The sequence below is a fragment of the Pseudoponticoccus marisrubri genome (genome assembly GCF_001482405.1).
Taxonomy (GTDB): Bacteria; Pseudomonadota; Alphaproteobacteria; order Rhodobacterales; family Rhodobacteraceae; genus Pseudoponticoccus; species Pseudoponticoccus marisrubri.
This window is the reverse complement of the sequence record NZ_LPXO01000014.1, coordinates 28,092-49,107: the sequence shown is the minus strand read 5'-3', so window position 1 is coordinate 49,107 and position 21,016 is coordinate 28,092. Positions and strand designations below refer to the sequence as shown.

General features: G+C 68.0%; 17 protein-coding genes. 12 read left to right on the top strand and 5 right to left on the bottom strand.

The features are described 5' to 3' along the window. Nucleotides 1-25 precede the first annotated feature (25 nt). On the bottom strand, nucleotides 26-1,258 hold the full coding sequence (locus AVJ23_RS18055) for an ABC transporter substrate-binding protein (RefSeq protein ID WP_058863623.1): 1,233 nt from the start codon (nucleotides 1,256-1,258) through the stop codon (nucleotides 26-28). A gap of 214 nt (nucleotides 1,259-1,472) precedes the next feature. Between AVJ23_RS18055 and AVJ23_RS18050 the strand changes: the two genes are divergently transcribed. From AVJ23_RS18050 to AVJ23_RS18025, 6 genes are all read left to right on the top strand, one after another. Continuing rightward, nucleotides 1,473-2,501 (top strand): LacI family DNA-binding transcriptional regulator, encoded by a 1,029-nt coding sequence (locus AVJ23_RS18050; protein ID WP_058863622.1) that lies wholly within the window; start codon nucleotides 1,473-1,475, stop codon nucleotides 2,499-2,501. A 171-nt stretch (nucleotides 2,502-2,672) separates the two neighbouring features. After that, entirely contained in the window at nucleotides 2,673-3,413 is a 741-nt protein-coding gene (locus AVJ23_RS18045) for an ATP-binding cassette domain-containing protein (protein ID WP_058863621.1), read from the top strand. Next, nucleotides 3,410-4,483 (top strand): ABC transporter permease, encoded by a 1,074-nt coding sequence (locus tag AVJ23_RS18040; protein WP_084794731.1) that lies wholly within the window; start codon nucleotides 3,410-3,412, stop codon nucleotides 4,481-4,483. Before AVJ23_RS18045 ends, AVJ23_RS18040 begins: the two co-directional genes overlap by 4 nt. A gap of 48 nt (nucleotides 4,484-4,531) precedes the next feature. Next, a complete protein-coding gene (locus tag AVJ23_RS18035; RefSeq protein WP_058863620.1) occupies nucleotides 4,532-5,524 on the top strand; it encodes a sugar-binding protein in 993 nt (330 codons plus the stop codon). A gap of 97 nt (nucleotides 5,525-5,621) precedes the next feature. Next, nucleotides 5,622-6,458, top strand: a complete 837-nt coding sequence (locus AVJ23_RS18030) for an amidohydrolase family protein (RefSeq protein WP_058863619.1) — start codon at nucleotides 5,622-5,624, stop codon at nucleotides 6,456-6,458. A 12-nt stretch (nucleotides 6,459-6,470) separates the two neighbouring features. Continuing rightward, entirely contained in the window at nucleotides 6,471-7,433 is a 963-nt protein-coding gene (locus AVJ23_RS18025; RefSeq protein WP_058863618.1) for an aldo/keto reductase, read from the top strand. 106 nt (nucleotides 7,434-7,539) lie between these two features. On the opposite strand, the gene AVJ23_RS18020 is transcribed toward AVJ23_RS18025, so the two are convergent. From AVJ23_RS18020 to araD, 4 genes are read right to left on the bottom strand one after another with little or no spacing between them, the layout of a single operon-like run. Next, nucleotides 7,540-9,054, bottom strand: coding sequence for an aldehyde dehydrogenase (NADP(+)) (locus AVJ23_RS18020; protein ID WP_058863617.1), 1,515 nt, complete (start codon nucleotides 9,052-9,054; stop codon nucleotides 7,540-7,542). 15 nt (nucleotides 9,055-9,069) lie between these two features. Then, entirely contained in the window at nucleotides 9,070-9,987 is a 918-nt protein-coding gene (locus AVJ23_RS18015; RefSeq protein ID WP_058863616.1) for a dihydrodipicolinate synthase family protein, read from the bottom strand. A 10-nt stretch (nucleotides 9,988-9,997) separates the two neighbouring features. Then, nucleotides 9,998-10,912, bottom strand: a complete 915-nt coding sequence (locus tag AVJ23_RS18010) for a Gfo/Idh/MocA family protein (protein WP_058863615.1) — start codon at nucleotides 10,910-10,912, stop codon at nucleotides 9,998-10,000. Next, on the bottom strand, nucleotides 10,912-12,654 hold the full coding sequence (gene araD / locus AVJ23_RS18005; RefSeq protein WP_058863614.1) for an L-arabinonate dehydratase: 1,743 nt from the start codon (nucleotides 12,652-12,654) through the stop codon (nucleotides 10,912-10,914). Before araD ends, AVJ23_RS18010 begins: the two co-directional genes overlap by 1 nt. Nucleotides 12,655-12,759: 105 nt before the next feature. Between araD and AVJ23_RS18000 the strand changes: the two genes are divergently transcribed. From AVJ23_RS18000 to AVJ23_RS17975, 6 genes are all read left to right on the top strand, one after another. Further along, complete coding sequence (locus tag AVJ23_RS18000; RefSeq protein ID WP_058863613.1) at nucleotides 12,760-13,674, top strand: LysR family transcriptional regulator; 915 nt, start codon at nucleotides 12,760-12,762, stop codon at nucleotides 13,672-13,674. An 81-nt stretch (nucleotides 13,675-13,755) separates the two neighbouring features. Then, nucleotides 13,756-14,574: an ABC transporter substrate-binding protein gene (locus AVJ23_RS17995; protein ID WP_058863612.1), complete on the top strand. Its 819-nt coding sequence runs from the start codon at nucleotides 13,756-13,758 to the stop codon at nucleotides 14,572-14,574. 69 nt (nucleotides 14,575-14,643) lie between these two features. Further along, a complete protein-coding gene (locus AVJ23_RS17990) occupies nucleotides 14,644-15,456 on the top strand; it encodes an amino acid ABC transporter permease (protein ID WP_058863611.1) in 813 nt (270 codons plus the stop codon). Then, nucleotides 15,456-16,184: an amino acid ABC transporter ATP-binding protein gene (locus AVJ23_RS17985; RefSeq protein WP_058863610.1), complete on the top strand. Its 729-nt coding sequence runs from the start codon at nucleotides 15,456-15,458 to the stop codon at nucleotides 16,182-16,184. Before AVJ23_RS17990 ends, AVJ23_RS17985 begins: the two co-directional genes overlap by 1 nt. A 155-nt stretch (nucleotides 16,185-16,339) precedes the next feature. Further along, on the top strand, nucleotides 16,340-18,562 hold the full coding sequence (locus tag AVJ23_RS17980) for an SH3 domain-containing protein (RefSeq protein WP_058863609.1): 2,223 nt from the start codon (nucleotides 16,340-16,342) through the stop codon (nucleotides 18,560-18,562). Nucleotides 18,563-18,593: 31 nt separating this feature from the next. Then, entirely contained in the window at nucleotides 18,594-21,014 is a 2,421-nt protein-coding gene (locus AVJ23_RS17975; protein ID WP_058863608.1) for a DUF4384 domain-containing protein, read from the top strand. The last annotated feature ends 2 nt before the right edge of the window (nucleotides 21,015-21,016 follow it).

The window sequence follows — 21,016 nt, the reverse complement described above, 5'->3', positions numbered from 1 at the left end:
CGCAGGCCGGGACGGGGCGGCCGGGTCAGTCCTTGCGGCGAACGATCGAGACGAAGGTCTCCTGCGCCGCCTCGGGCGTGATCCCGTCATCCTGGAAGAACTGCACGAACAGGTCGTTGAGCTGGTTGTTCGTGTCCTCGGTGTTAAGCATGTTCACGTCCGGCATGGTGCTGCCGGCGGCGAGGATCTCCAACCCCTTCTTCATGCAGTCATTGGCCGCGGCGAGGTCGACATCGCCGCGGATCGGCAGCGAGCCCTTCTTGAGGTTGAAGGCCACCTGCGTGTCCGGCGCCAGCAGGATCGCCGCCAGCGCGTCCTGCGCGGCCTCGATCTCGGCATCTCCGGTCTCGGGGAAGTAGAAGGCGTCGCCCCCGGTCGAGATCACGTCGCGCACGCCCAGTCCCGGCAGGCAGGTATAATCCGCGCCCGCGGTTTCGCCGGCCACGGCGAACTCGCCCTGCGCCCAGTCGCCCATGATCTGGCCCCCGGCGGCATCGGTGATCACAAGGTTGGTGGCCTGGTTCCAGTCCTGCACGTTCGAGCCGCGCGCCATGTCGCGCGCCGCCGCGGCCGCTTGGAAGACGCGGGCCATCTCCTCGCCCGCCGCCAGCTCGGAATCGCCCTCGCCATAGATCTGCGTCAGCACCTCGGGCCCGGCCAGCGTGGCCATGAGCACGTTGAACAGCCCCGAGCTCTGCCAGGGCTGCGCGCCCAGCGCCAGCGGCTGGATGTCGGCGGCGCGCAGCGCGTCGGCCGCGGCGGTGTATTCGTCCCAGTTGGTCGGCACATCCACGCCCGCCGCCTCGAAGGCCGCGTTGGACAGCCACAGCCATTGCCAGGAATGGATATTGACCGGCGCGCAGTAGATGCGGCCGTCCACCGTGCAGGCCTCCAGCAGCGAGGGCGGGTTGACGATATCGGCCCAGCCTTCGGCCTCGGCCACATGGGTCATGTCGCGCAGCAGACCGGCCTCAATCAGTTCCTCGGCCTGGCGGCCATGGTTGAACTGGAACGCGCCCATCGGGTCGCCGCCGATGATCCGGCTGACCACGATCGGGCGCGCCGTGCCGCCGCCGCCGGCAATGGCCCCGTCCACCCAGCTGTGGTCGGGGTTGGCGTCCAGCGCGCGGGCCAGCTCGGCCACCGCCGCCGCCTCGCCGCCCGAGGTCCACCAATGGGTCACTTCCAGATCGGCCGCATGGACCGCGCCGGCACACAGGGCCGTGGATGCGGCCAGCAGGTTGCGCATATGTGTCATCTTTCCTCCCTGACGGGCCGGTTTGCCCGGCCCTTTCCCTGTCTGCCTCGCGGCAGGATCACCGGGTCTGCCTGATGGCGAGATCCCTCGTGCAATCGTTTACATTCCGCGTCAAAGTGACTTGCAAACGATTACATATACACTGTTATGTCACAAGCGCTCTTGTCAAGCGGGGACGACACGCTAAGAGACGCATTCAGGAAAGGGCATACAGATGGTTCAGAAATCCGTCCGGATTCAGGACGTTGCGCGCGCCGCCGGCGTGTCGACCGCCACGGTCAGCCGGGCCCTGTCCAATCCCGACCTGCTGGCCGAGGCGACGCGCACCGCCGTGTTCGACGCGATTCGCGAAACGGGCTATCGCGTGAACCAGGCCGCGCGCAACCTGCGCAAGCAGCGCGCGGGCGCGATCCTCGTGCTGGTGCCCGACCTGTCCAACCCGTTCTTCTCGCGCATCCTGGCCGGGATCAGCCAGGCGCTGGAAGGCAGCGATTATGCGGTGCTGATCACCGACACCTCGGTGCGCGACCCGGCCGAGGGCAGCCTCGCCGATTTCATCCTCGATGCCCGGGTCGACGGGATCATCTCGCTCGATGGCGGCCTGCCCGCTTCCGAGCTGGCCCAGTTCACCGCGCGCAACCTGTCGGACCGCATCGTCTTTGCCTGCGAATGGGTGCATGGCGCGCCCTTCCCCTCGATCCGCAGCGACAACGAGGGCGGCGCGCGGCTGGCGATCGGCCACCTGGCCGAGCTGGGCCACCAGAGGATCGCCCATGTGACCGGGCCCAAGGGCAACGTGCTGACCCGGATGCGGCGCGAAGGCATGCAGGAGGAGCGCGCGCGGCTGGGCCTGCCCGCGCGCGACGAATGGATCATCCGGGGCGATTTCTCGATGCGCTCGGGTCAGGAGGCGGCGCAGCGGATCCTTGCCATGGAAGACCGGCCCAGCGCGGTGTTCTGCGCCTCGGACATGGTGGCCTTCGGGCTGATCTCGACCCTCGTGGCGGCGGGGCTGTCGGTGCCGGGCGACATGTCGGTGATCGGCTTCGACGATATCGAGATGTCGCACTACTACATCCCCGCGCTGACCACGATCCGGCAGGATCGGCACAAGCTGGGCACGCGGGCCGCCTCGATGCTGCTGGCCCGGCTGGAGCAGCCGCTGGCCGTGCCCGACGAGCCGGTCGAGACCATCGGGGTCGAGCTGATCCTGCGCGCCAGCACCGGCCCCCTGCCCGGCTGAGCAGGCCCGCATCGCGTCTGGATCGCGCCGCCAAGAATGCGCGATCAATCAAGGTTTGACCGCTAACGGATTCGCGGCTTACAGTTTCCCCCACGTCGCTCCACCGAACGAGAGCGCGCCGAACGTGACCGGGCCAAGGGGCCACGGGCGCGGGATCATGGGAGGACATGCATGTCGTTGCTCGAACTCGAGAGCATCACGAAAAGCTTTGGCGCGATCCACGCGCTGAGCGGGGTGGACCTGTCCATCGCGCCCGGCGAGGCGGTCGGCCTGATGGGCGACAACGGGGCCGGCAAATCCACGCTGATGAAGATCATCGCGGGCAATTTCATGCCCACAAGCGGCGAGATCCGCATCGACGGTCAACGGGTCGAGTTCAACAAGCCGCTGGATGCCCGCGAAGCCGGCATTGAAATCGTTTACCAGGACCTCGCGCTCTGCGACAACCTGACCGCCGGGGCCAATGTCTATCTCGGCCGCGAGCTGAAGAAGAAGGTGGGCCCCTTCTCGATGCTCGACTACGCGGCGATGTATGCCAATGCGGGCAAGCTCTTTGCCGGGCTGAAATCGGAAACCCGCCCGCGCGACCTGGTCAAGCAGATGTCGGGCGGCCAGCGCCAGGCCGTGGCCATCGCCCGCACGCAGCTGTCGGACCCCAAGCTGGTGCTGATGGACGAGCCCACCGCCGCGATCTCGGTCCGGCAGGTGGCCGAGGTGCTGGCCCTGATCAAGCGCCTGAAGGAGACCGGCCACGCCGTGATCCTCGTGTCGCACCGGATGCCCGACGTGTTCGAGGTCTGCGACCGGGTCGCCGTGCTGCGCCGCGGCACCAAGGTGGCCGACAAGAAGATAACCGACACCAGCCCGGAAGAAGTGACGGGCCTCATCATCGGGGCGATCGAAGCAGCATGACGGACGAACCCACCGACCAGGACCTGCGCCGCCACCCGGGCCGTGGCCCGATGGACAAGGTCGAGGAGAGCGTCGACCACGCGGCCATCGACGACGAGATCACCTCGCGGCAGGAGGTCTCGGGCTTCGGCACCATCCTGCGCACCCAGCCCTTCTGGGTCTTCGTCGCCATCATCGCCATCGGTCTTGTCATGAGCTTTGTCTCGGACGCCTTCATGACCGAGCGCAACATGTTCAACATCACCCGCAACATGGCCTTCTTCGGGATCATGGCACTTGGCATGTCGGCGGTGATCTGCACCGCCGGGATCGACCTTTCCGTGGGCTCCCTGCTGGGGCTCTGCGCGATCACGCTGGGCCTGACCCTGCAGGCGGGATGGGGCGTGCTGCCGGGCTTTCTGGTCTGCATGGCCACCGCCGCGGTGGTGGGGCTGATCAACGGCGTGCTGATCGCCTATCTCAGGCTCGCGCCCTTCGTGGTGACGCTGGGCATGCTGGCCATGGCGCGCTCCATCGCCATGGTTTTGTCGGACAACAAGATGATCTACGAGTTCGGCCCCCAGCAGGACCTGTTCGAGTGGATCGGCGGCGAGAGCGTGCTGGGCGTGCCCAACGTGGTCTGGGTGCTTGGCATCCTGACGGCGATCTTCTGGTGGGTGTGGAAATTCACATCCTGGGGGCGCTGGGTGATCGCCATCGGCGGCAATGCGCAGGCGGCCAAGCTGTCGGGCATCCCGGTCGAGCGGATGATCGTCTCGGTCTACGTGGTCTGCTCGATGTGCACCGGCGTCGCCGCCTTCATGTTCATCGGCTATACCGGCTCGGCCACCAACGGCATGGGCGTCACATACGAGCTCAACGTGATCGCCGCCACGGTGATCGGCGGCGCCAACCTGATGGGCGGCGTGGTCTACGCGCTGGGGGCCCCGATCGGCGCCGCGCTGGTCGAGCTGATCCGCAATTCGCTGCTGCTGGCCGGGATCCCGGCGCTCTGGCAGCAATTCTTTGTCGGTCTGTTCCTCATCCTTGCGGTGCTTCTGGAACAGATCCGCAACCGAGGGGGAAAATAACAACCACCCCCGCCCCGCAACGCTTCATGACCATCAGGGAGGAGACCCATGAAGAAGCTACTGACAGCAACCGCACTGGTTGCACTGACCGCGCCGGCGGCCTTTGCCGAGGCGCATGGCGGCTACACCTTCGCACTGGTGCCCAAGGCGATGAACAACCCGTTCTTCGATCTTGCGCGCGACGGCTGTTACAAGGCGCAGGAAGAGCTGGAGGACGTGACCTGCGAATATATCGGCCCGGGCGAGCATACCGAGCTGGAGCAGATCCAGATCGTGCAGGACCTCATTACCAAGGGTGTCGACGGCATCGCGGTGGCGCCCTCGAACGCGCCGGCCATGGCCAAGGCGCTGGAGGACGCGGCCGAGGCCGGCATCCCCGTGATGACCTGGGACAGCGACCTGCTGCCCGAGGATGCCGAGCTGCGCACCACCTATGTGGGCACGTTCAACTATGACATCGGGCGTCACCTGGCCGAGCTGGTGCAGGCGCGTCACCCCGATGGCGGCACGATCTGCCTGCAGACCGGCGGCGCGGCGGCGGCCAACCACAACGAGCGCCTGCTGGGCGCGCGCGAGCAGCTGGCCGGCATGGAGCTGGGCGACCCGCCGGGCGAGCCGCTGACCGGACAGGGCGGCTGGACCGAGATCTCGGGCTGCCCGCTGATCACCAACGATGACGGCAATGTCGCGGTGCAGGGCATGACCGATATCCTTGCCGCCAATCCCGACCTGACCGCCTTCCTGTCGACCGGCGCCTTCACGCAATGGTTCGACAATGCCTACCGCAACGCGGTGGAGCCCTACCAGGAAGAGATGGCCAATGGCGATCTGACCATCGTGGTGGCCGACACGCTGCCCATGCAGATCGCACAGACCAAGGACGGTCTGGGCAACGGTCTTGTCGGCCAGCGCCCGTTCGAGATGGGCTACAAGGCGATGTACATCCTCAAGGACATCGCCGAGGGCAACGAGGTCGAGGATCCGATCTATACCGGGCTCGACGTCTGCAACAACGACAACATCGACACCTGCGTCAACTGATCCTGACGACGGGACGGGGACGGCGGCGCGACAGCGCCGCCGTTCGCTTTCAGACCACCGACCACAGGGCGGCCCGCGCCGCCAGGGAGCCCCGCGCATGGACCGGATCGACGCCCATCACCATTTCTGGCAGCCCGCCCGCGGCGATTACGGCTGGATGCCGCCCGACGATCCCGTGCTGACCCGCCCCTACGGTCCCGCCGAGCTGGCCCCCGGTCTGGCCGCGACCGGCGTGACCCGCACGGTGCTGGTGCAGGCCGCGCCCAGCGTGGCCGAGACCGAGTACATGCTGGGCCTCGCCGATGCCACGCCGCACGTGGCCGGCGTGGTGGGCTGGATCGATTTCGAGCGCCCCGACAGCCGGGCCGAGCTGGAGCGCCTCGCCCGGCACCCCAAGTTCCTTGGCGTGCGGCCGATGATCCAGGACCTTCCCGACGATGGCTGGATGCTGCGCGACGAGGTGCAATGGGCCTATCGCGCGCTGGTCGAAATGGACCTGAGTTTTGACGCGCTGGGCTTCCCGCGCCACATCCCCTATTTCCGCAGGCTGCTCGACCGCCACCCCGACCTCCGCGTGGTGCTGGATCACGGGCTCAAGCCGCAGATCCGCGACCCTGCGCCCGCCGCCTTCGACGACTGGACCGCCGGGATCTCGGCGCTGGCCCGCGACAGCCATGCCACGATCAAGCTGTCCGGCCTGCTGACCGAGGCCGATACCCCGCTGGAAGACGACGCGCTGCGCCCCTATACCGATCACATCCTCGCCGCCTTCGGCGCGGCGCGCGTCATGTGGGGCTCGGACTGGCCGGTGCTGCGGCTGCGCGCCGAATATGCCGATTGGTACGCGCAGGCGTGCCGCCTGACCGCGCATCTGGACGCGACCGACCAGGCGCAGATCTTCGGCGGCACCGCCGCCCGTTTCTACCGGCTCTGACAGGAGACAGACATGCAACGCTATGCCCTGGGCAATACCGACCTCGAGGTGACCGAGCTGTGCTTCGGCGCCTCCGGGCTGGGCGACATGCCCGACACCTACGGATACTCGGTCGACGAGGAGCGCGCCCGCGCCACGGTACGCGCGATCTTCGACGGGCCGGTCAACATGCTCGACACCTCGCGCAATTACGGCTTCGGCCGCTCCGAGGAACGCATCGGCGCGGTGATCCGCGAGCGTGGCGGGCTGCCGGACGGGTTCGTTCTGTCCACCAAGCTGGACCGCGACATGGAGACCGGGCGCTTCGACGCGGCCCGCGTGCGCCAGTCGGTCGAGGAGAGCCTGACCGCGCTGGGGCTGGACCGCATCCCGCTGCTGCACCTGCACGATCCCGAGCACGCCCGCGACCTGCAAGAGATCACCGGGACAGGCGGCGCGCTGGATGAGCTGTTCAAGCTGAAGGACGAGGGCATCGCGCAGGCGGTGGGGCTGGCCATGGGCAAGCTCGACATCATGGAGCCGATCCTGCGCGAGCGTCCCTTCGACGCGCTGATCAGCCACAACCGCTTCACCCTGCTGAACCGGGCCGCCTCGAACATGTTCGACTATGCCCATGACAACGGGATCGCGGTGCTGAACGCCGCGCCCTATGCCGGCGGCGTTCTGGCAAAGGGCTCGGCCGAGATGCCGCGCGTCACCTACCAGGAGGCCAGCGACGAAGCATTGGAGCCGGTGCGCCGTATCGAGGCCGCCTGCGCGCAATACGGGGTGGCTCCGGGCGCGGTGGCGCTGGCCTTCTCGCTGCGCGACCCGCGCATCACCTCGACCATCGTGGGTGTCTCCAAGCCCGAACGGGTCACACAAACGCTGGACTGGGCGGCCACGAAGATCCCGGCCGAGGTCTGGGACGCGCTGGAAAGCCTGCCCTACTCGACCGAGGACCCCGAGGCGAACCGCGTCTACAAGCCCGGCTGAGCCGGGCGGCAGGGCGTTCTCTGCGCATGTCAGGGAAGGAAAGCACCCCGCCCCGCTGCGGGGCGGGCATGGACGGGGGCCCGCAGGCCCCCGCCCCGGGACAGGGTCAGGCCAGGTCGCCCGGCAGCAGCGCGTCGGGGACGTTCTGGTAGCAGACCGGCCGCAGGAAGCGGCGGATCGCCAGCGTGCCGACCGAGGTGGCGCCGAAATTGGTCGAGGCCGGGAATGGCCCGCCATGCACCATGCTGTCGGCCACTTCCACGCCGGTGGGGAAGCCATTGACCAGCAGCCGGCCGGCCTTGCGCTCCAGCACCGGCATCAGCCGCCGCGCCAGCGCGGTGTCGCCGTCATCCATGTGCAGCGTGGCGGTCAGCTGACCCTCGAAGCCGCGCGCCAGCGTCTCCATCTCGTCAGGTCCCGAGACGCGCACCACCAGGCCCAGCGGGCCGAACACCTCTTCGCCCAACGCGTGGTCCTGCAGGTAGTCGGCCGCATCCGTCTCGTAGAGGTTGGGATTGGCGTAGCGCCCGTCGCTTTCGGTGACCAGCACCGGCTTGACCGCGTTGCGCCCGTCAAAGCGCGACTTGCCGTCCCGGTAGGCCGAGGCGATGCCGTCGGTCAGCATGCATTGCGTCTGCACGCCCTTCAGTGCCTCGGCCGCGGCCTGCACGAAGGCATCGCCCTCGGCGCCCTTTTCGACCACGGCGATGCCGGGATTGGTGCAGAACTGGCCCGCGCCCATGGTCAGCGACCCGGCCCAGCCCTCGCCGATCTGCGCGCCGCGGGCGCGCACGGCCTCGGGCAGCAGGAACATCGGGTTGACCGAGCCCAGCTCGCCGAAGAAGGGGATCGGCTCGGGGCGCTGCGCGCACAGGTCGAACAGCGCGCGACCCCCGCCGAGGCTGCCCGTAAAGCCCACGGCACGGATCAGCGGATGCTGCACCAGCGCCTGGCCCACGTCGCGCTTGCCGCCCTGGATCAGGCTGAACACGCCCTTGGGCATGCCGCAGGCCGCGATGGCGGCATGGATCGCCTCGGCCACGACCTCGGCGGTGCCGGGATGGGCCGAGTGGCCCTTGACCACCACCGGGCAGCCGGCCGCCAGCGCGCTGGCGGTGTCGCCGCCCGCGGTCGAGAAGGCCAGCGGGAAGTTCGAGGCGCCGAACACCGCGACCGGGCCGATCGGGCGCTGGACCATCTTCAGGTCCGGGCGCGGCAGCGGCTGGCGGTCGGGCAGCGCTTCGTCATGGCGCCGGTCGAGATAGTCGCCCTTGAGGATGTGGTCCGCGAAGAGGCGCAGCTGGCCGGTGGTGCGGCCCCGCTCGCCCTGCAGGCGCGCCTCGGGCAGACCGGTTTCCTGGCAGCCGATCTCGGTGATCGCGTCGCCGCGGGCCTCGATCTCGTCGGCGATGGTGTTCAGGAACTTGGCCCGGTCCTCGCGCGAGGAATAGCCATAGCTCCAGAACGCCTCTTCGGCCGCCTTGCAGGCGCGGTCCACCAGATCCGGCGTGCCGACCGAGAATTCATGCGCCGTGCCCTCGACGGGCTCCGAGCGGAACTTGGCATCCCCCTCGACCCACTCGCTGGCCACCAGGTGCTTTCCGTGCGGTTGAAAGGTCATCTGCGGATCATCTCCTTATTTGCCCCATTTCAGCGCGACGAGATCAAGCTCGCCCGCCAGTTGCAACAGCCGGTCGCGGGTGCGCTCGGTCATCGGCGCCAGCGGGTGGCGCACATGGTCCGAGCCGATCACCCCGCCGGCCATCATCACGGTCTTTGCGGCGCGCAGGCCGCATTGGCGATTTTCATGGTTGATCAGCGGCAGGCAGAGCTTCCACTGCTCCAGCGCGGCATCCGGGTTGCCGGCCAGGTACTCGGTCACGATGGGCCGGATCTTCTCGGGCTGCAAGGCGCTGGTCATCGTGCCGGTACAGCCGGCATCCAGATCGGCCAGCAGGGTCACCGCCTCCTCGCCGTCGAAGGGCCCGACGATCGCGTCGCCCCCCTCGTCGATCAGCCTGGCCAGCTTGTCGGCGGCAAAGGGCGTCTCGATCTTGAAATAGCTGACATTCTCGATCTCGCGCGCCATGCGCACCAGCAGAGGCACCGGCAGCGACACGCCCGACAGCGGCGCGTCCTGCACCATGATCGGGATCGAGATGGCGTCCGAGACGGCGCGGAACTGCTCGAAGATCCCCTCGGGGCCTGGCACCAGCCCGACCCCGTGATAGGGCGGCATCATCATCACCATGGACGCGCCCATCGCCTGCGCCGCCTTGGCCCGCGCGGTGACGACCTCGGTGGCGAAATGGCTGATCGTGACGATCACCGGCACGCGGCCGGCCACCTGCTCCAGCGACAGGCGCATCACCAGGTCGCGCTCGGCATCCGAGAGCAGGAACTGCTCGGAATAGTTGGCCAGGATGCAGATCGCGTCCACGCCCTGGTCGATCATGCAATCCATCACACGGCGCGTGCCCTCTTCGTCCACGCGGCCATCCGCGTGGAACGGGGTCGGCGCCACGGGCAGGATGCCCGTCAGTACCTTGTCCATTCTCGTCTCCTCACCAATCGAAAGCGGCGGCGCTGCGGCGCTCGCCCAGCATGAAGGCATCGGCCACATGGGTCAGCGGGGCGAGATCCATGTCGATCCCCCCGCGTTCGACCAGCGCGGCCATTGCCTTGTAAAGCCTTGGATATTCGCCGCGCAGCGCATCGCCGGGCGCGCCGTGGGCCTGCCCGTCCAGCGTCATGCGCGCGCCGCCATCATGCAGCGCCAGCGTGCCGGCCTCGGTCTCGACCTCGATATCCCAGTGCTCGGGGCCGTCATGGTCCCAGTTGAAATGCCCGGTGACCCCGTCGCTGAAGGTCAGGTCGACGGTGATCGGCGTCTGCCGGTTTTCCGGGAAATGCAGCGTGGCGGCGCGCAGATGCACCGGCGCCGGCAGGATCTTGGTCAGGATCGACAGCGCGTTGATGCCGGGATCGAACACGCCCATTCCTCCGGGCTCGAAACACCAGTCCTGCCCGGGATGCCACTTGCGCACGTCCTCCTGCCAGTTGATATGCGCACGCGTCACCCGCTTGTCGGCCAGCCAGCCACGCGCCGGATCGACCATGTCGGCCTCGCGCGAGTGCCATGTGGCAAAGAGCGACACGCCGGCGGCGCGGGCCATGGCCTCGAGAGCATGGCACTCGGCCAGGGTGGCGCCGGGCGGTTTTTCCAGCATCACGTGCCGACCCGCGGCAATCGCCTTGCGCGCATAGTCGAAACGCGGCACCGGCGGCAGGCAGAGCGAGACGACCCGGATGTCGGGCCGTGCTTCCAGCATGGCATCCATGTCGGTGAAGGCCTCGACACCCTCGACGGTGCCGTGGCGCGAGACGGTTGCGGCGAGGTCCCAGTCCGGGCTGTCGGCAATCGACGGCACGTGCTGGTCGAGGGCGATCTTGCCCACGCCTACAAGGGCGATCTTCATCAATGCGAATCCTTTCCGACCGGTGCCCCCCGGCAGCCCTTGAGGAAGTCCAGGTCGGCGCCGGTATCGGCGCCCTCCACATGGGCCTGGTGCAGCCAGGCATAGCCGGACGGGGGCGTTTCATGGACCGGCTGCCATGCCGACAGCCGGGTTTGCAACTCCTGCTCGGAGATATCGAGATGCAGGCGGCGGGCCGCGACGTCGATCTCGATCATATCGCCCGTCCGCACCACGGCCAGCGGCCCGCCGGCTGCTGCCTCGGGCGAGGTATGCAGGATCACCGTGCCATAGGCGGTGCCGGACATGCGCGCATCCGAGATGCGCACCATGTCGGTGATGCCCTTGCGCAGGATCTTGGGCGGCAGGCCCATGTTGCCGACCTCGGCCATGCCGGGATAGCCCTTGGGCCCGCAATTCTTCAGCACCATGACGCAGGTCTCGTCGATCTCCAGCGCCTCGTCGCCGATGCGGGCCTTGTAGTCGTCGATATCCTCGAACACCACCGCGCGGCCGCGATGCTGCATCAGGTGCGGGCTGGCGGCCGAGGGTTTCAGCACCGCCCCCTTGGGTGCAAGGTTGCCCTTGAGCACGGCGATGCCGCCCTGCGGGGTCAGCGCCTGCGCAACCGGGCGGATCACGTCGGAGTTCCAGTTGCGCGCCTCGCGCACCTCGTCCCAGATCGTGCCGCCCGAGACGGTCAGCGCATCGCGGTGCAGCAGCCCGTCCTCGCCCAGCTGGCGCAGCACCACGGGCAGGCCGCCGGCATAGAAGAACTCCTCCATCAGGTATTCGCCTGAAGGCAGCAGGTTGACGATGGTCGCCACGTCGCGCCCGCAGCGGTCCCAGTCATCCAGCGTCAGGTCCAGCCCCACCCGGCCGGCGATGGCCAGCAGATGGACCACCGCGTTGGTCGACCCGCCGATGGCGCCATTGGTGCGGATCGCGTTCTCGAAGGCGGGGCGGGTCATCACGTCGGAGGGCTTGAGGTCGTCCTTGACCATCTGCACGATGCGCCGCCCCGACAGCTGCGCCATCACCCGGCGCCGCGAATCCACCGCCGGGATCGCGGCATTGCCCGACAGCGCCATGCCCAACGCCTCGGCCATGCTGGCCATGGTCGAGGCCGTGCCCATCGTGTTGCAGGTCCCGGTCGAGCGCGACATGCTCTGCTCAGCCTCCAGGAACTCCTCCTGCGTCATCTCGCCGGCCTTCACCGCCTCGGAGAAGCGCCACAGATGCGTGCCCGAGCCGACGCGCTCGCCCTGGAAATATCCGTTCAGCATCGGCCCGCCGGTCACCACGATCGAGGGCAGGTCGCACGAGGCCGCCGCCATCAGCAGCGAGGGCGTGGTCTTGTCGCAGCCCACCAGCAGCACGCAGCCATCCACCGGCTGGCCGCGGATCTGCTCCTCGATCGACAGGGCGGCGAGGTTGCGGAACATCATCGCCGTGGGGCGGAACGTGTTCTCGGAGGCGCTGAAGACCGGCACCTCGACCGGGAAGCCGCCGGCCTCCCAGATGCCCGCCTTCACCTTCTCGACCAACTCGCGCAGGTGGCCGTTGCAGGGCGTCAGGTCGGACCAGGTGTTCAGCACGCCGATGATCGGGCGGCCGTCGAACAGGTCGTCGGGATAGCCCTGGTTCTTCAGCCAGCCGCGATGGTAGATCACGTCGCGGCTGGTGCCGCCATACCATTCCTGGCTGCGCAGGCGGCGCGGCCAGTCTGCCGGCTTGAATGTCACGTCCCGTCCCCCGATTTTGGCTCTGGCGCGACCCTATCGCTGCGCGATATACCCTTCAAATGCCGATCCGGGCAGATGTCATACCATTCTTGATAAGGCGGGCCCATGTCCCTGGCACATCGCGTGAAACCCTCGCATCTGGGGCTGCTGCTGAAGATCGCCGAGACGCAAAGGCTGCAGATGGCGGCCGAGGCCATGGCGATCACCCAGCCGGCCGCCTCGCGCATCCTGTCCGAGATCGAGGGCCAGACCGGCATGGCGCTGTTCCAGCGCCACCCGCGCGGCATGATCCCGACCGAGGCGGGCGAGGCCTTTCTGAAACACGCGCGCGGCATCCTGTCGGAATTCGACAGCCTGACGACCGAGCTGCGCCAGCTGCGCGACGGCGAGGCCGGCAGCGTGCGGGTGGGCTCGGTCTCGGGGCCGGCGGTGGGCGTGCTGGTGCCGGCGCTGCGCGCGGTGCGCGCCAAGGCCCTCACCCTGTCGGTCTCGATCGGGGTGGCACCGTCGCACAAGCTGATCCGGGGGCTGGAAGAGGGGCGCTATGACTTCATCATCGCGCGCCTGCCCTCGGAGGGGGATGCGCGCAGCTTCCGCAGCCACCCCGCCCGGGTCGAGACCGTGGCGTTGCTGGCGCGCGACGGCCATCCGCTGGCCGGGCGCCCGGTGGGGCTGTCCGAGCTGACCGGCGCGGAATGGGTGATCCAGGATCCCGGCTCGCCGATCCGGCGCGCGGTCGAGGATGCCTGCATCGCGCGCAGCCTGCCCGTGCCGCGGCGCGTCACCGACACCTCGTCGCTGCTGGTTGCGCTGGCGCTGATGTCGGGCAGCGACGCGGTCTCGCCCCAGACCCAGGAGACCGCCTCGCTGCTGACCGGGCCGGGGATCGGCGCAAGGCTCGTGCAGCTGCAGCTGGACACGCGGATCACCGTCTCGCCCTATTTCGTGATCGAAAGCCCGATCCGGCAGCGCACCAGCGCGGTGGAGCGCATGCTGGAGGCGGTGCTGACCCGGCTCTGAGCCCGCATGCAGCGGCCAAATTGACAAGTCCGCCGCGCGGCGCAAAGCTGCGCGCGAACCGACCTCACAGGGAGCCCCGACATGACACGCCTTCTGACGACCTCGACGCTGGCCCTTGTGCTTGCCCTGCCCGCCGTCGCCCAGACCGACTGTGCCGCCGGCAAGACGATCGAGGAGGGCGTGCTGACCATCGCCACCGGCAACCCGGCCTACTACCCTTGGGTGCTGAACGATGCGCCCGAAAGCGGCGAGGGGTTCGAGGCCGCCGTCGCCTATGCCCTGGCCGAGGAGATGGGCTTCGCCGCCGATCAGGTCAGCTGGACGCGCACCAGCTTCGACCAGTCGATCCAGCCCGGGGCCAAGGATTTCGACGTCAACCTGCAGCAATTCTCGATCACGCCCGAGCGGGCGCAGGTGGTGGATTTCTCGGTGCCCTACTACACCTCGGCCATGGCGGTACTGACCACCGGCGCGGTGGTCGAGGCCGGGGCCGAGCCGACCGTCGCCTCGCTCAAGGGGCTGGTCTGGGGGGCGGATGCCAACACCACCGCCGTGCCCATGCTGACCGACCTGATCGCGCCCGAGCGCCAGCCGCTGCTCTACGGCGACAATGTCGACGTGACCGCCGCGATGCAGGCGGGCCAGATCGACGCCGCGCTCTTCGACCTGCCCACCGCGCTGTACCTCTCGGCGGTGGTGCTGAATGACGGCGTTCTGCTGGGCCAGTTCCCGCCCGAGCGCAGCGAGAACCCCGACCAGTTCGGCCTGCTGATGGAAAAGGGCAACCCGCTGAAGGAATGCGTCGACGCCGCTCTGGGCGCGCTGAAGGACAGCGGGCGGCTGGCCGAGATCGAGGCCACTTGGCTGCAGGACGCCACCGGCGTGCCGGTCATCGAGTAACCCCGCCACCTGTCGCAACCACGGCCCGGGCCCGCAAGGGTCCGGCCCCTGCCCCTGTCCGGAGCGCCCATGCCCACACGCCGCGAGATCTTCGAGGCCCGCCAACGCCGCCGTGCCAACCTCGTCGCGGCCGGCTCCACCGGCCTGGTGGTGCTGGCCATCGTGGTGCTGGTGCCGCTGGCCCCGGGATGGGAGGCGGTGCAGCGCTCCTTCTTCAACGGCGAGGTCTTCGCGCGCACCTTTCCCGGGCTGCTGAACGCCTTCCTGATGGATATCGCGATCTTCGCCTGGTGCGCGCCGCTGATCGCGGCGGCGGGGCTGCTGCTGGCCATCGCGCGCGATCTGCGTGCCCCGGCGCTGACGCCGGTCAAGCTGGCCGCCACCGCCTTCATCGACATCTTCCGCGGGCTGCCGGTGATCCTCGTGATCTACCTGATCGGTTTCGGCATCCCCGGGCTGGGCCTGCCGCGGCCGTGGAACTCGCCCTATCTCTGGGGCTCGCTGGCGCTGATCCTCGTCTACTCGGCCTATGTGGCCGAGGTGATCCGCTCGGGCATCGAGTCGATCCATGACAGCCAGCGCGCCGCCGCGCAGTCGCTGGGCCTGTCTCCGCGCGACACGATGCGCTTCGTCATCCTGCCGCAGGCGGTGCGCCGCGTGGTGCCGGCCAACATGAACCTGTTCATCGCGCTGCAGAAGGACGTGGCGCTGCTGTCCTTCATCGGCCCGGTCGAGATCTTCCGGCAGGCCGGCGTCTACAAGTCGCTGCTGGCCAATTTCACGCCCTATGTCGGCGCGGCGCTGATCTTCCTGGCCATCACCATCCCGGCGACGCGCTATGCCGACCACCTGATGAGCCGCCAGAAACGGGCGCGGTCGTGATGGCGATGCTGCAGCTGACAGGGGTGCGCAAGGCTTTCGGCGACAACGTGGTGCTGGACGGCATTGACCTGACCGTCTCGGCCGGGCAGATGGTCTGCCTGATCGGGGCCTCGGGCTCGGGGAAGTCGACGCTCTTGCGCTGCATGAACCTGCTGGAGCCCATCGATGACGGGGCAATCCTGCTGGACGGGACCGACATCTCCGAGCCCGGGCGCGATCCGCAGCCGGTGCGCACCCGGATCGGCATGGTGTTCCAGAGCTACAACCTGTTCCCGCACATGACCGCGCGCGCCAATGTGGAGCTGGCCCCGCGCCGCGTGCGCGGCCAGTCCGGCGCGGCGCTGTCCGACCGGGTGGCCGCGCTTTTTGCGCGTTTCGGGCTGGCCGACCGGATGGAGCATTATCCCGACCAGCTCTCGGGCGGGCAGCAGCAGCGCGTGGCGATCATCCGCGCCCTGGCCATGGCGCCGGAGATCATGCTCTTCGACGAGATCACCTCGGCGCTCGACCCCGAGCTGGTGGGCGAGGTGCTGGACGTGCTGCGCCAGCTGCGCGCCGAGGGCATGACCATGGTGCTGGCCACCCACGAGATGGGCTTCGCGCGCGAGCTGGCCGACACGGTCTGTTTCCTCGACCGCGGCCGGATCCTCGAATCCGGCCCGCCCGCGCGGATCTTCGAGACCCCGCAAGAGCCCCGCACGCGGGCCTTCCTGTCGCGCGTCCTGTAAAGTCCCGCCCCCCGCCAAGGATCGTCCCCCGGCCCGCGTCATATGCACGGGTCCGGTTTTCCCGCGTTGACTCGAACGGGTGGCGTGGCGGATCATGAAAATATCTTGCGGAAAAAGACCTTTTGGAGGAATCCACAGTGCGACCCCTCGCGGCATTGGCAATATTCATAGCCCTGCTCGGCCAGCCCGGACCGGCGGCCGCGCAGGATCTGATCGGGTTCGACGCGCAAAGCTATGGCAGCGTCGTGCTCAGCACCACCCAGTCCGCCGGCGCAAGCTGGGACGAGCTGGAAGTGACGATCGACGATTACAACAACGAACACATCGTGAACTACTCGTCCGAGAGCGTGTTCGCCAAGATGGGCCTGTCTGTGGGCCGGCTGGACGTGCTGACCGACAAGGGCGTGTTTCCCTGCACCGCCTTCATCGTGGACGAGAACCACATCCTGACCAATCACCACTGCGTGCCGGGCATCCTGAAGAACCCCCGCGCCAAGGCGACGCGGATCGACAGCGTGATGTTCGTGGCCGGCTACACTCAGCCCGGCGTCGAGGAAGGCACCGAGAAATACACCGTCATCGCCCACCCGGTCGAGACCTCGGAGGATCTCGACTACTCGGTGCTCAAGGTGATCGGCAACCCGTCGCGCCAGTTCGGCGCGCTGCAGCTGGCCGCCAAGATGCCGGCAGACGGCGATCCCTACTGGGTGATCGGCCACCCGATGGGCGAGGCGCAGCGCATCAGCCGCGAGCAATGCCGCGCCAACCGCCCCGCCCTGTCCGACCGCCGCCTGCTGCACACCTGCGACACGCTGCCGGGCAATTCCGGCTCGCCGGTGATCGACGCCTCTCTGCAGATGGTGGTGGGGCTGCACCATGCCGGCTCCAAGCGCGACGCGGTGAATTTCGCCATCCCCATGGCCGAAATCCTGTCGCAGTCCGAGGTACTTAAGGCGGCGCTGACCACGCCCGCGCCGGAGCAGCCCGCGCCGGTGGATCCCGCCCCGGTGGACCCTTCCGATGGCACGCCGACGGTCGACACCGGCACGCCCGAGGCGCCGCCGGTCGACCAGACCGCCGACGCGCTGTGCAACGCGCTCTACCAGGAGGCCAAGGCCTACGACCAGTGCTTTGCCTATGACGTCTATATCGAGCAGTGCGACACGCACCCGCTGTCCATCGTGGCCAAGGGCTATCTTGCCGCGAACTGCACCGAAGAGGACGCGGCCACCGCGCCGCCGCCCATCGACAGCACGCCGATCGACCCGGGCCAGACCATCGACCCCACGCCGCCCAAGATCGAACAGACCTACCTGCGGCCGTGGTGCCGGTCGTCCAACCTGAACACGACCGAGCGCACGATCTGCAACAGCCAATACCTGGCCGGGCTGGATGCGCAGATGGAGAGCACCTACAACGCCCAGTCGCATGTCAGCGCCTCCGAGCAGGGCAGCTGGCTGAAGACCCGCAATTCCTGCGGCGCGAACGGCTCGTGCATCGCGCAGGCGGTGATCGACCGGATCGCCTACCTGCAGAACCCGCCGGCCCCCGCCCCTTCGCCGGGCAATGGCGGCGTGCGGGTGGTCAAGGGCAACTACACGCTGGGCTCGAACCGCTGCTACATCGTGGCGGCCTCGCGCACCTCGATCGCCGAGGCCACGGGCTTCATCTCGCAATGGCTGCGCGGACGCAGCGGCGTGCGCATGTTCCAGTCGGATAACGGCTATTACGGCATCGTGCTGGAAACCGTCTCGCGCAGCGGCGCCGATGCGCGGCTGGCGCAGCTGAAATCGCGCAATGCCATCCCCGGCGACAGTTACTGCTCGACGGGCCGGCGCTTCGTGGCCGAGGTGCTGTGGAACGGCGGCGCGCCCGCCCCCTCGCCCAGCCCGGTGAACCGGGTGATGTACGTGGACAACAACAACTCGGGCGGGCTGAACGTGCGCACCGGCCCCTCGACCAGCTATCACGACTTCACCGAGCTGCGCCCCGGCACCCAGGTCACGGTCTTTGCCCAGCAGGACAAGTGGTCGAACATCCGCATGCCCGACGGGCGGACCGGCTGGGTCTACACGCCGCTGCTGACGCGCACCAAGCCGCGCGTCACCCAGTGCCGGGCCCGTGTCGTCAACCTGCAACCCTACAGCACCCACAGCAGGAATTCCGGACTAGGCTTCCTGAACGTTCGCTCCGACAATAGCACGCGTGCGCGGGTGATCTCGGAGCTGTATCTCGGCGATCAGGTCCAGGTGCTCGCACAGAAAGGCAATTGGGCCCGTGTCCAGTGTCTCTCGGGCCAGTGTCAGACCCCGTATCGCGGAACCGGCGGCGTGACGGGGTGGGCTTCGAAAAAGTATCTTTCCATCCGGTGCAACTGAACCGAACCGCATTTTCAAGGAGACCCGCGTTATGCAAGCAAGTGATGTGATCAAGGCCGTGGTGGTCGCAGTGGCCGGGATGGCCGCCGCCCCGGCCCTGGCCAGCGACGCGATGCCGCTGCCGGACGACGCGACCGAGGCCGAGGCCGCCGCCTACGAGGTGCTGGGCAAGTATTGCGCCGGCTGCCACCAGGACGGTGCGCTGGAGGACGGTCTGACCAAGGCCAAGGACGGGTTCGGCCACGTGCTGGACATCCGCCGCCTGTCGCAGGACCCCAAGCTGGTCGCCTCGGGCGAGCCCTCGAAATCCAAGCTCTACCAGGTGATCACCGGCGGCTCGCCCCCCATGCCCGACGATTGCTGGACGCCCGATTGCGCGCCCAGTGCCGAGGATCTCGCCAAGCTCGAGGAATGGATCGTCGCCCTGGGCGAGACCGCGCCCGAGCCGCGCGAGTTCATCACGCTCGAGAAGATGTACGAGATGGTGCATGCCGACATCCAGGCGCAGCCCACGCAGCGCCGCGACCGTATCCGCTACCTGTCGATGCGGCCGATGTGGAATGACGGCGATGTCAGCGAGGAGAACTACCAGGCCTACCTCGCCGCCACGGTCAAGCTGCTGAACGCGCTGAGCTGGAACCCCGAGATCTACACCTTCGAGAAGATCGACGAGCATGGCACGCTGTTCCGCATCTTCCTGCCCGACCTGCATTGGGAAAAGGAGACCTGGCACCTGCTGGAGGCCCGTTACCCCTATGCGATGCAAAGCAAGACCGACCCCTACCTGAGCCAGATCCAGCACCTGACCGACACCAAGGTGCCGGTGATCCGGGCCGACTGGTTCACGGCCACGGCCTCGGTCTCGCCGCTCTACTACGACATGCTGGGCCTGCCCGAGACGGTGGCCGGGCTGGAGAACATGCTCGGCATCGACATGAAGAAGAACATCCTGAACGAGCAGGTGATCCGCGCCGGCTTCCAGGATTCGGGCGTGTCGACGCATAACCGCCTGATCGAACGGCATCCGATGGGCACCGGCTTCTTCTGGACCTCCTACGACTTCGCCGGCTCGAAGGGGCGTCAGAGCTTCTTCGAGTACCCGCTGGGCCCGGATTTCGTCTATGGCCCCGAGCTGGCCTTCGAACATGACGGGGGCGAGTCGATCTTCACCCTGCCCAACGGCTTCCACGCCTATTACCTCAACACCGCCGATGGCGAGCGGCTGGATGTCGGCCCGACCCAGATCGTGCGCGACACCGACTATCCCGACGGCACCGGCGAGGTGGTCAACGGCATCTCGTGCATCTCGTGCCACTCCAAGGGCATCCGCTTCAACGACGACACCGTCCGCGAAGTGGCGCTGAACAACCTCGCCCTGCCGGCCCATGCGCGCCAGACCATCGACGCGATCTACCCGGGACAGGACGCGGTGAACGAAGTCTTCCAGGAGGACATGGACGCCTTCCTCGAGACGCTGACCCTGTCGGGCATCGACCCCGACACCAAGGCCGCCGGGCTGGAGCCCGTGCGCGGGCTGTTCGTCTACCACGTGGACTACTTCCTCGATTTCGCGCAGGCCGCCAACGAGCTGGGCCTGACCGAGGAGGACCTGACCAGCCGCATGGGCTTTGCCGGCACCGACATGGCCGGGCTGCTCAACCGCCTGCATGTCTCGCCCATCGCGCGGGACGAGTGGAACGCGGCCTACCCTGTCTTGCTGGAACGGCTGACCGACTATGCGCCGCTGAAGACCGAGTTCAAGCCGGTCGCCCACCTGCCCGCCTCGGTCAAGAAGGTGGTGGACGGCACCGACTACGCGCCCGAGCCCAAGCCCGCCGGCCATACCGCGCCGCCGGCCAAGAAGCCGCATGTCGACACCAGCTATGACGACGTGGTCGCCAGCAAGAAGGACGCGCCCGCCTATGACCCGGTGCAGCACTCGGTGCCGGCGCAGAGCCACCTGACCGTCTATACCGACCAGCCCACCTACAAGGTCGGCGAAGAGCTGAAGATCATCATCGAGCCGCGCCACGACTGCCGGTTGACGCTGATCTCGATCGACGACGACCATGACAGCTGCGTGCTCTACCCCTTCCCCGGTCTCGAGGACATCGTGATCAAGGGCGGCGAGCAGTATGTCTTCCCGCCGCGGGGCGCGCTGCGCACCTCCGAACCGGGGCTGGAGACGATCCTGGCCATCTGCAACGGCGGTGACAAGGCGATCAGCGCCGCGACGCGGGACACGACCAAGGTCTCCTGCGCGGCCGGCCACAAGCCGATCAGCCGTGACCAGTACTCGACCGTGGTGAACGAGACCCTGATCCTGAGCCTCGACGACGAGGGGCCGGACCACAAGAAGGCCTCGGCGCCGGACGTGGACTACCGCGCCCTGAGCGATCACAACCCCGACGTGATCAAGGCGCAGATCTCGGTCCCGGTCTCGGAGCACTGAGG

Bases quoted from the DNA above. Each gene is read 5' to 3' on its own strand.
- AVJ23_RS18040 (WP_084794731.1), top strand. From the start codon at position 3,410: ATGACGGACGAACCCACCGACCAGGACCTGCGCCGCCACCCGGGCCGT.
- AVJ23_RS17975 (WP_058863608.1), top strand. From the start codon at position 18,594: ATGCAAGCAAGTGATGTGATCAAGGCCGTGGTGGTCGCAGTGGCCGGG.
- AVJ23_RS17990 (WP_058863611.1), top strand. From the start codon at position 14,644: ATGCCCACACGCCGCGAGATCTTCGAGGCCCGCCAACGCCGCCGTGCC.
- AVJ23_RS18035 (WP_058863620.1), top strand. From the start codon at position 4,532: ATGAAGAAGCTACTGACAGCAACCGCACTGGTTGCACTGACCGCGCCG.
- AVJ23_RS18020 (WP_058863617.1), bottom strand. From the start codon at position 9,054: ATGACCTTTCAACCGCACGGAAAGCACCTGGTGGCCAGCGAGTGGGTC.
- AVJ23_RS18025 (WP_058863618.1), top strand. From the start codon at position 6,471: ATGCAACGCTATGCCCTGGGCAATACCGACCTCGAGGTGACCGAGCTG.
- AVJ23_RS18015 (WP_058863616.1), bottom strand. From the start codon at position 9,987: ATGGACAAGGTACTGACGGGCATCCTGCCCGTGGCGCCGACCCCGTTC.
- AVJ23_RS18010 (WP_058863615.1), bottom strand. From the start codon at position 10,912: ATGAAGATCGCCCTTGTAGGCGTGGGCAAGATCGCCCTCGACCAGCAC.
- AVJ23_RS18055 (WP_058863623.1), bottom strand. From the start codon at position 1,258: ATGACACATATGCGCAACCTGCTGGCCGCATCCACGGCCCTGTGTGCC.
- AVJ23_RS17995 (WP_058863612.1), top strand. From the start codon at position 13,756: ATGACACGCCTTCTGACGACCTCGACGCTGGCCCTTGTGCTTGCCCTG.
- AVJ23_RS17985 (WP_058863610.1), top strand. From the start codon at position 15,456: ATGGCGATGCTGCAGCTGACAGGGGTGCGCAAGGCTTTCGGCGACAAC.
- AVJ23_RS18045 (WP_058863621.1), top strand. From the start codon at position 2,673: ATGTCGTTGCTCGAACTCGAGAGCATCACGAAAAGCTTTGGCGCGATC.
- AVJ23_RS18000 (WP_058863613.1), top strand. From the start codon at position 12,760: ATGTCCCTGGCACATCGCGTGAAACCCTCGCATCTGGGGCTGCTGCTG.
- AVJ23_RS18030 (WP_058863619.1), top strand. From the start codon at position 5,622: ATGGACCGGATCGACGCCCATCACCATTTCTGGCAGCCCGCCCGCGGC.
- AVJ23_RS18050 (WP_058863622.1), top strand. From the start codon at position 1,473: ATGGTTCAGAAATCCGTCCGGATTCAGGACGTTGCGCGCGCCGCCGGC.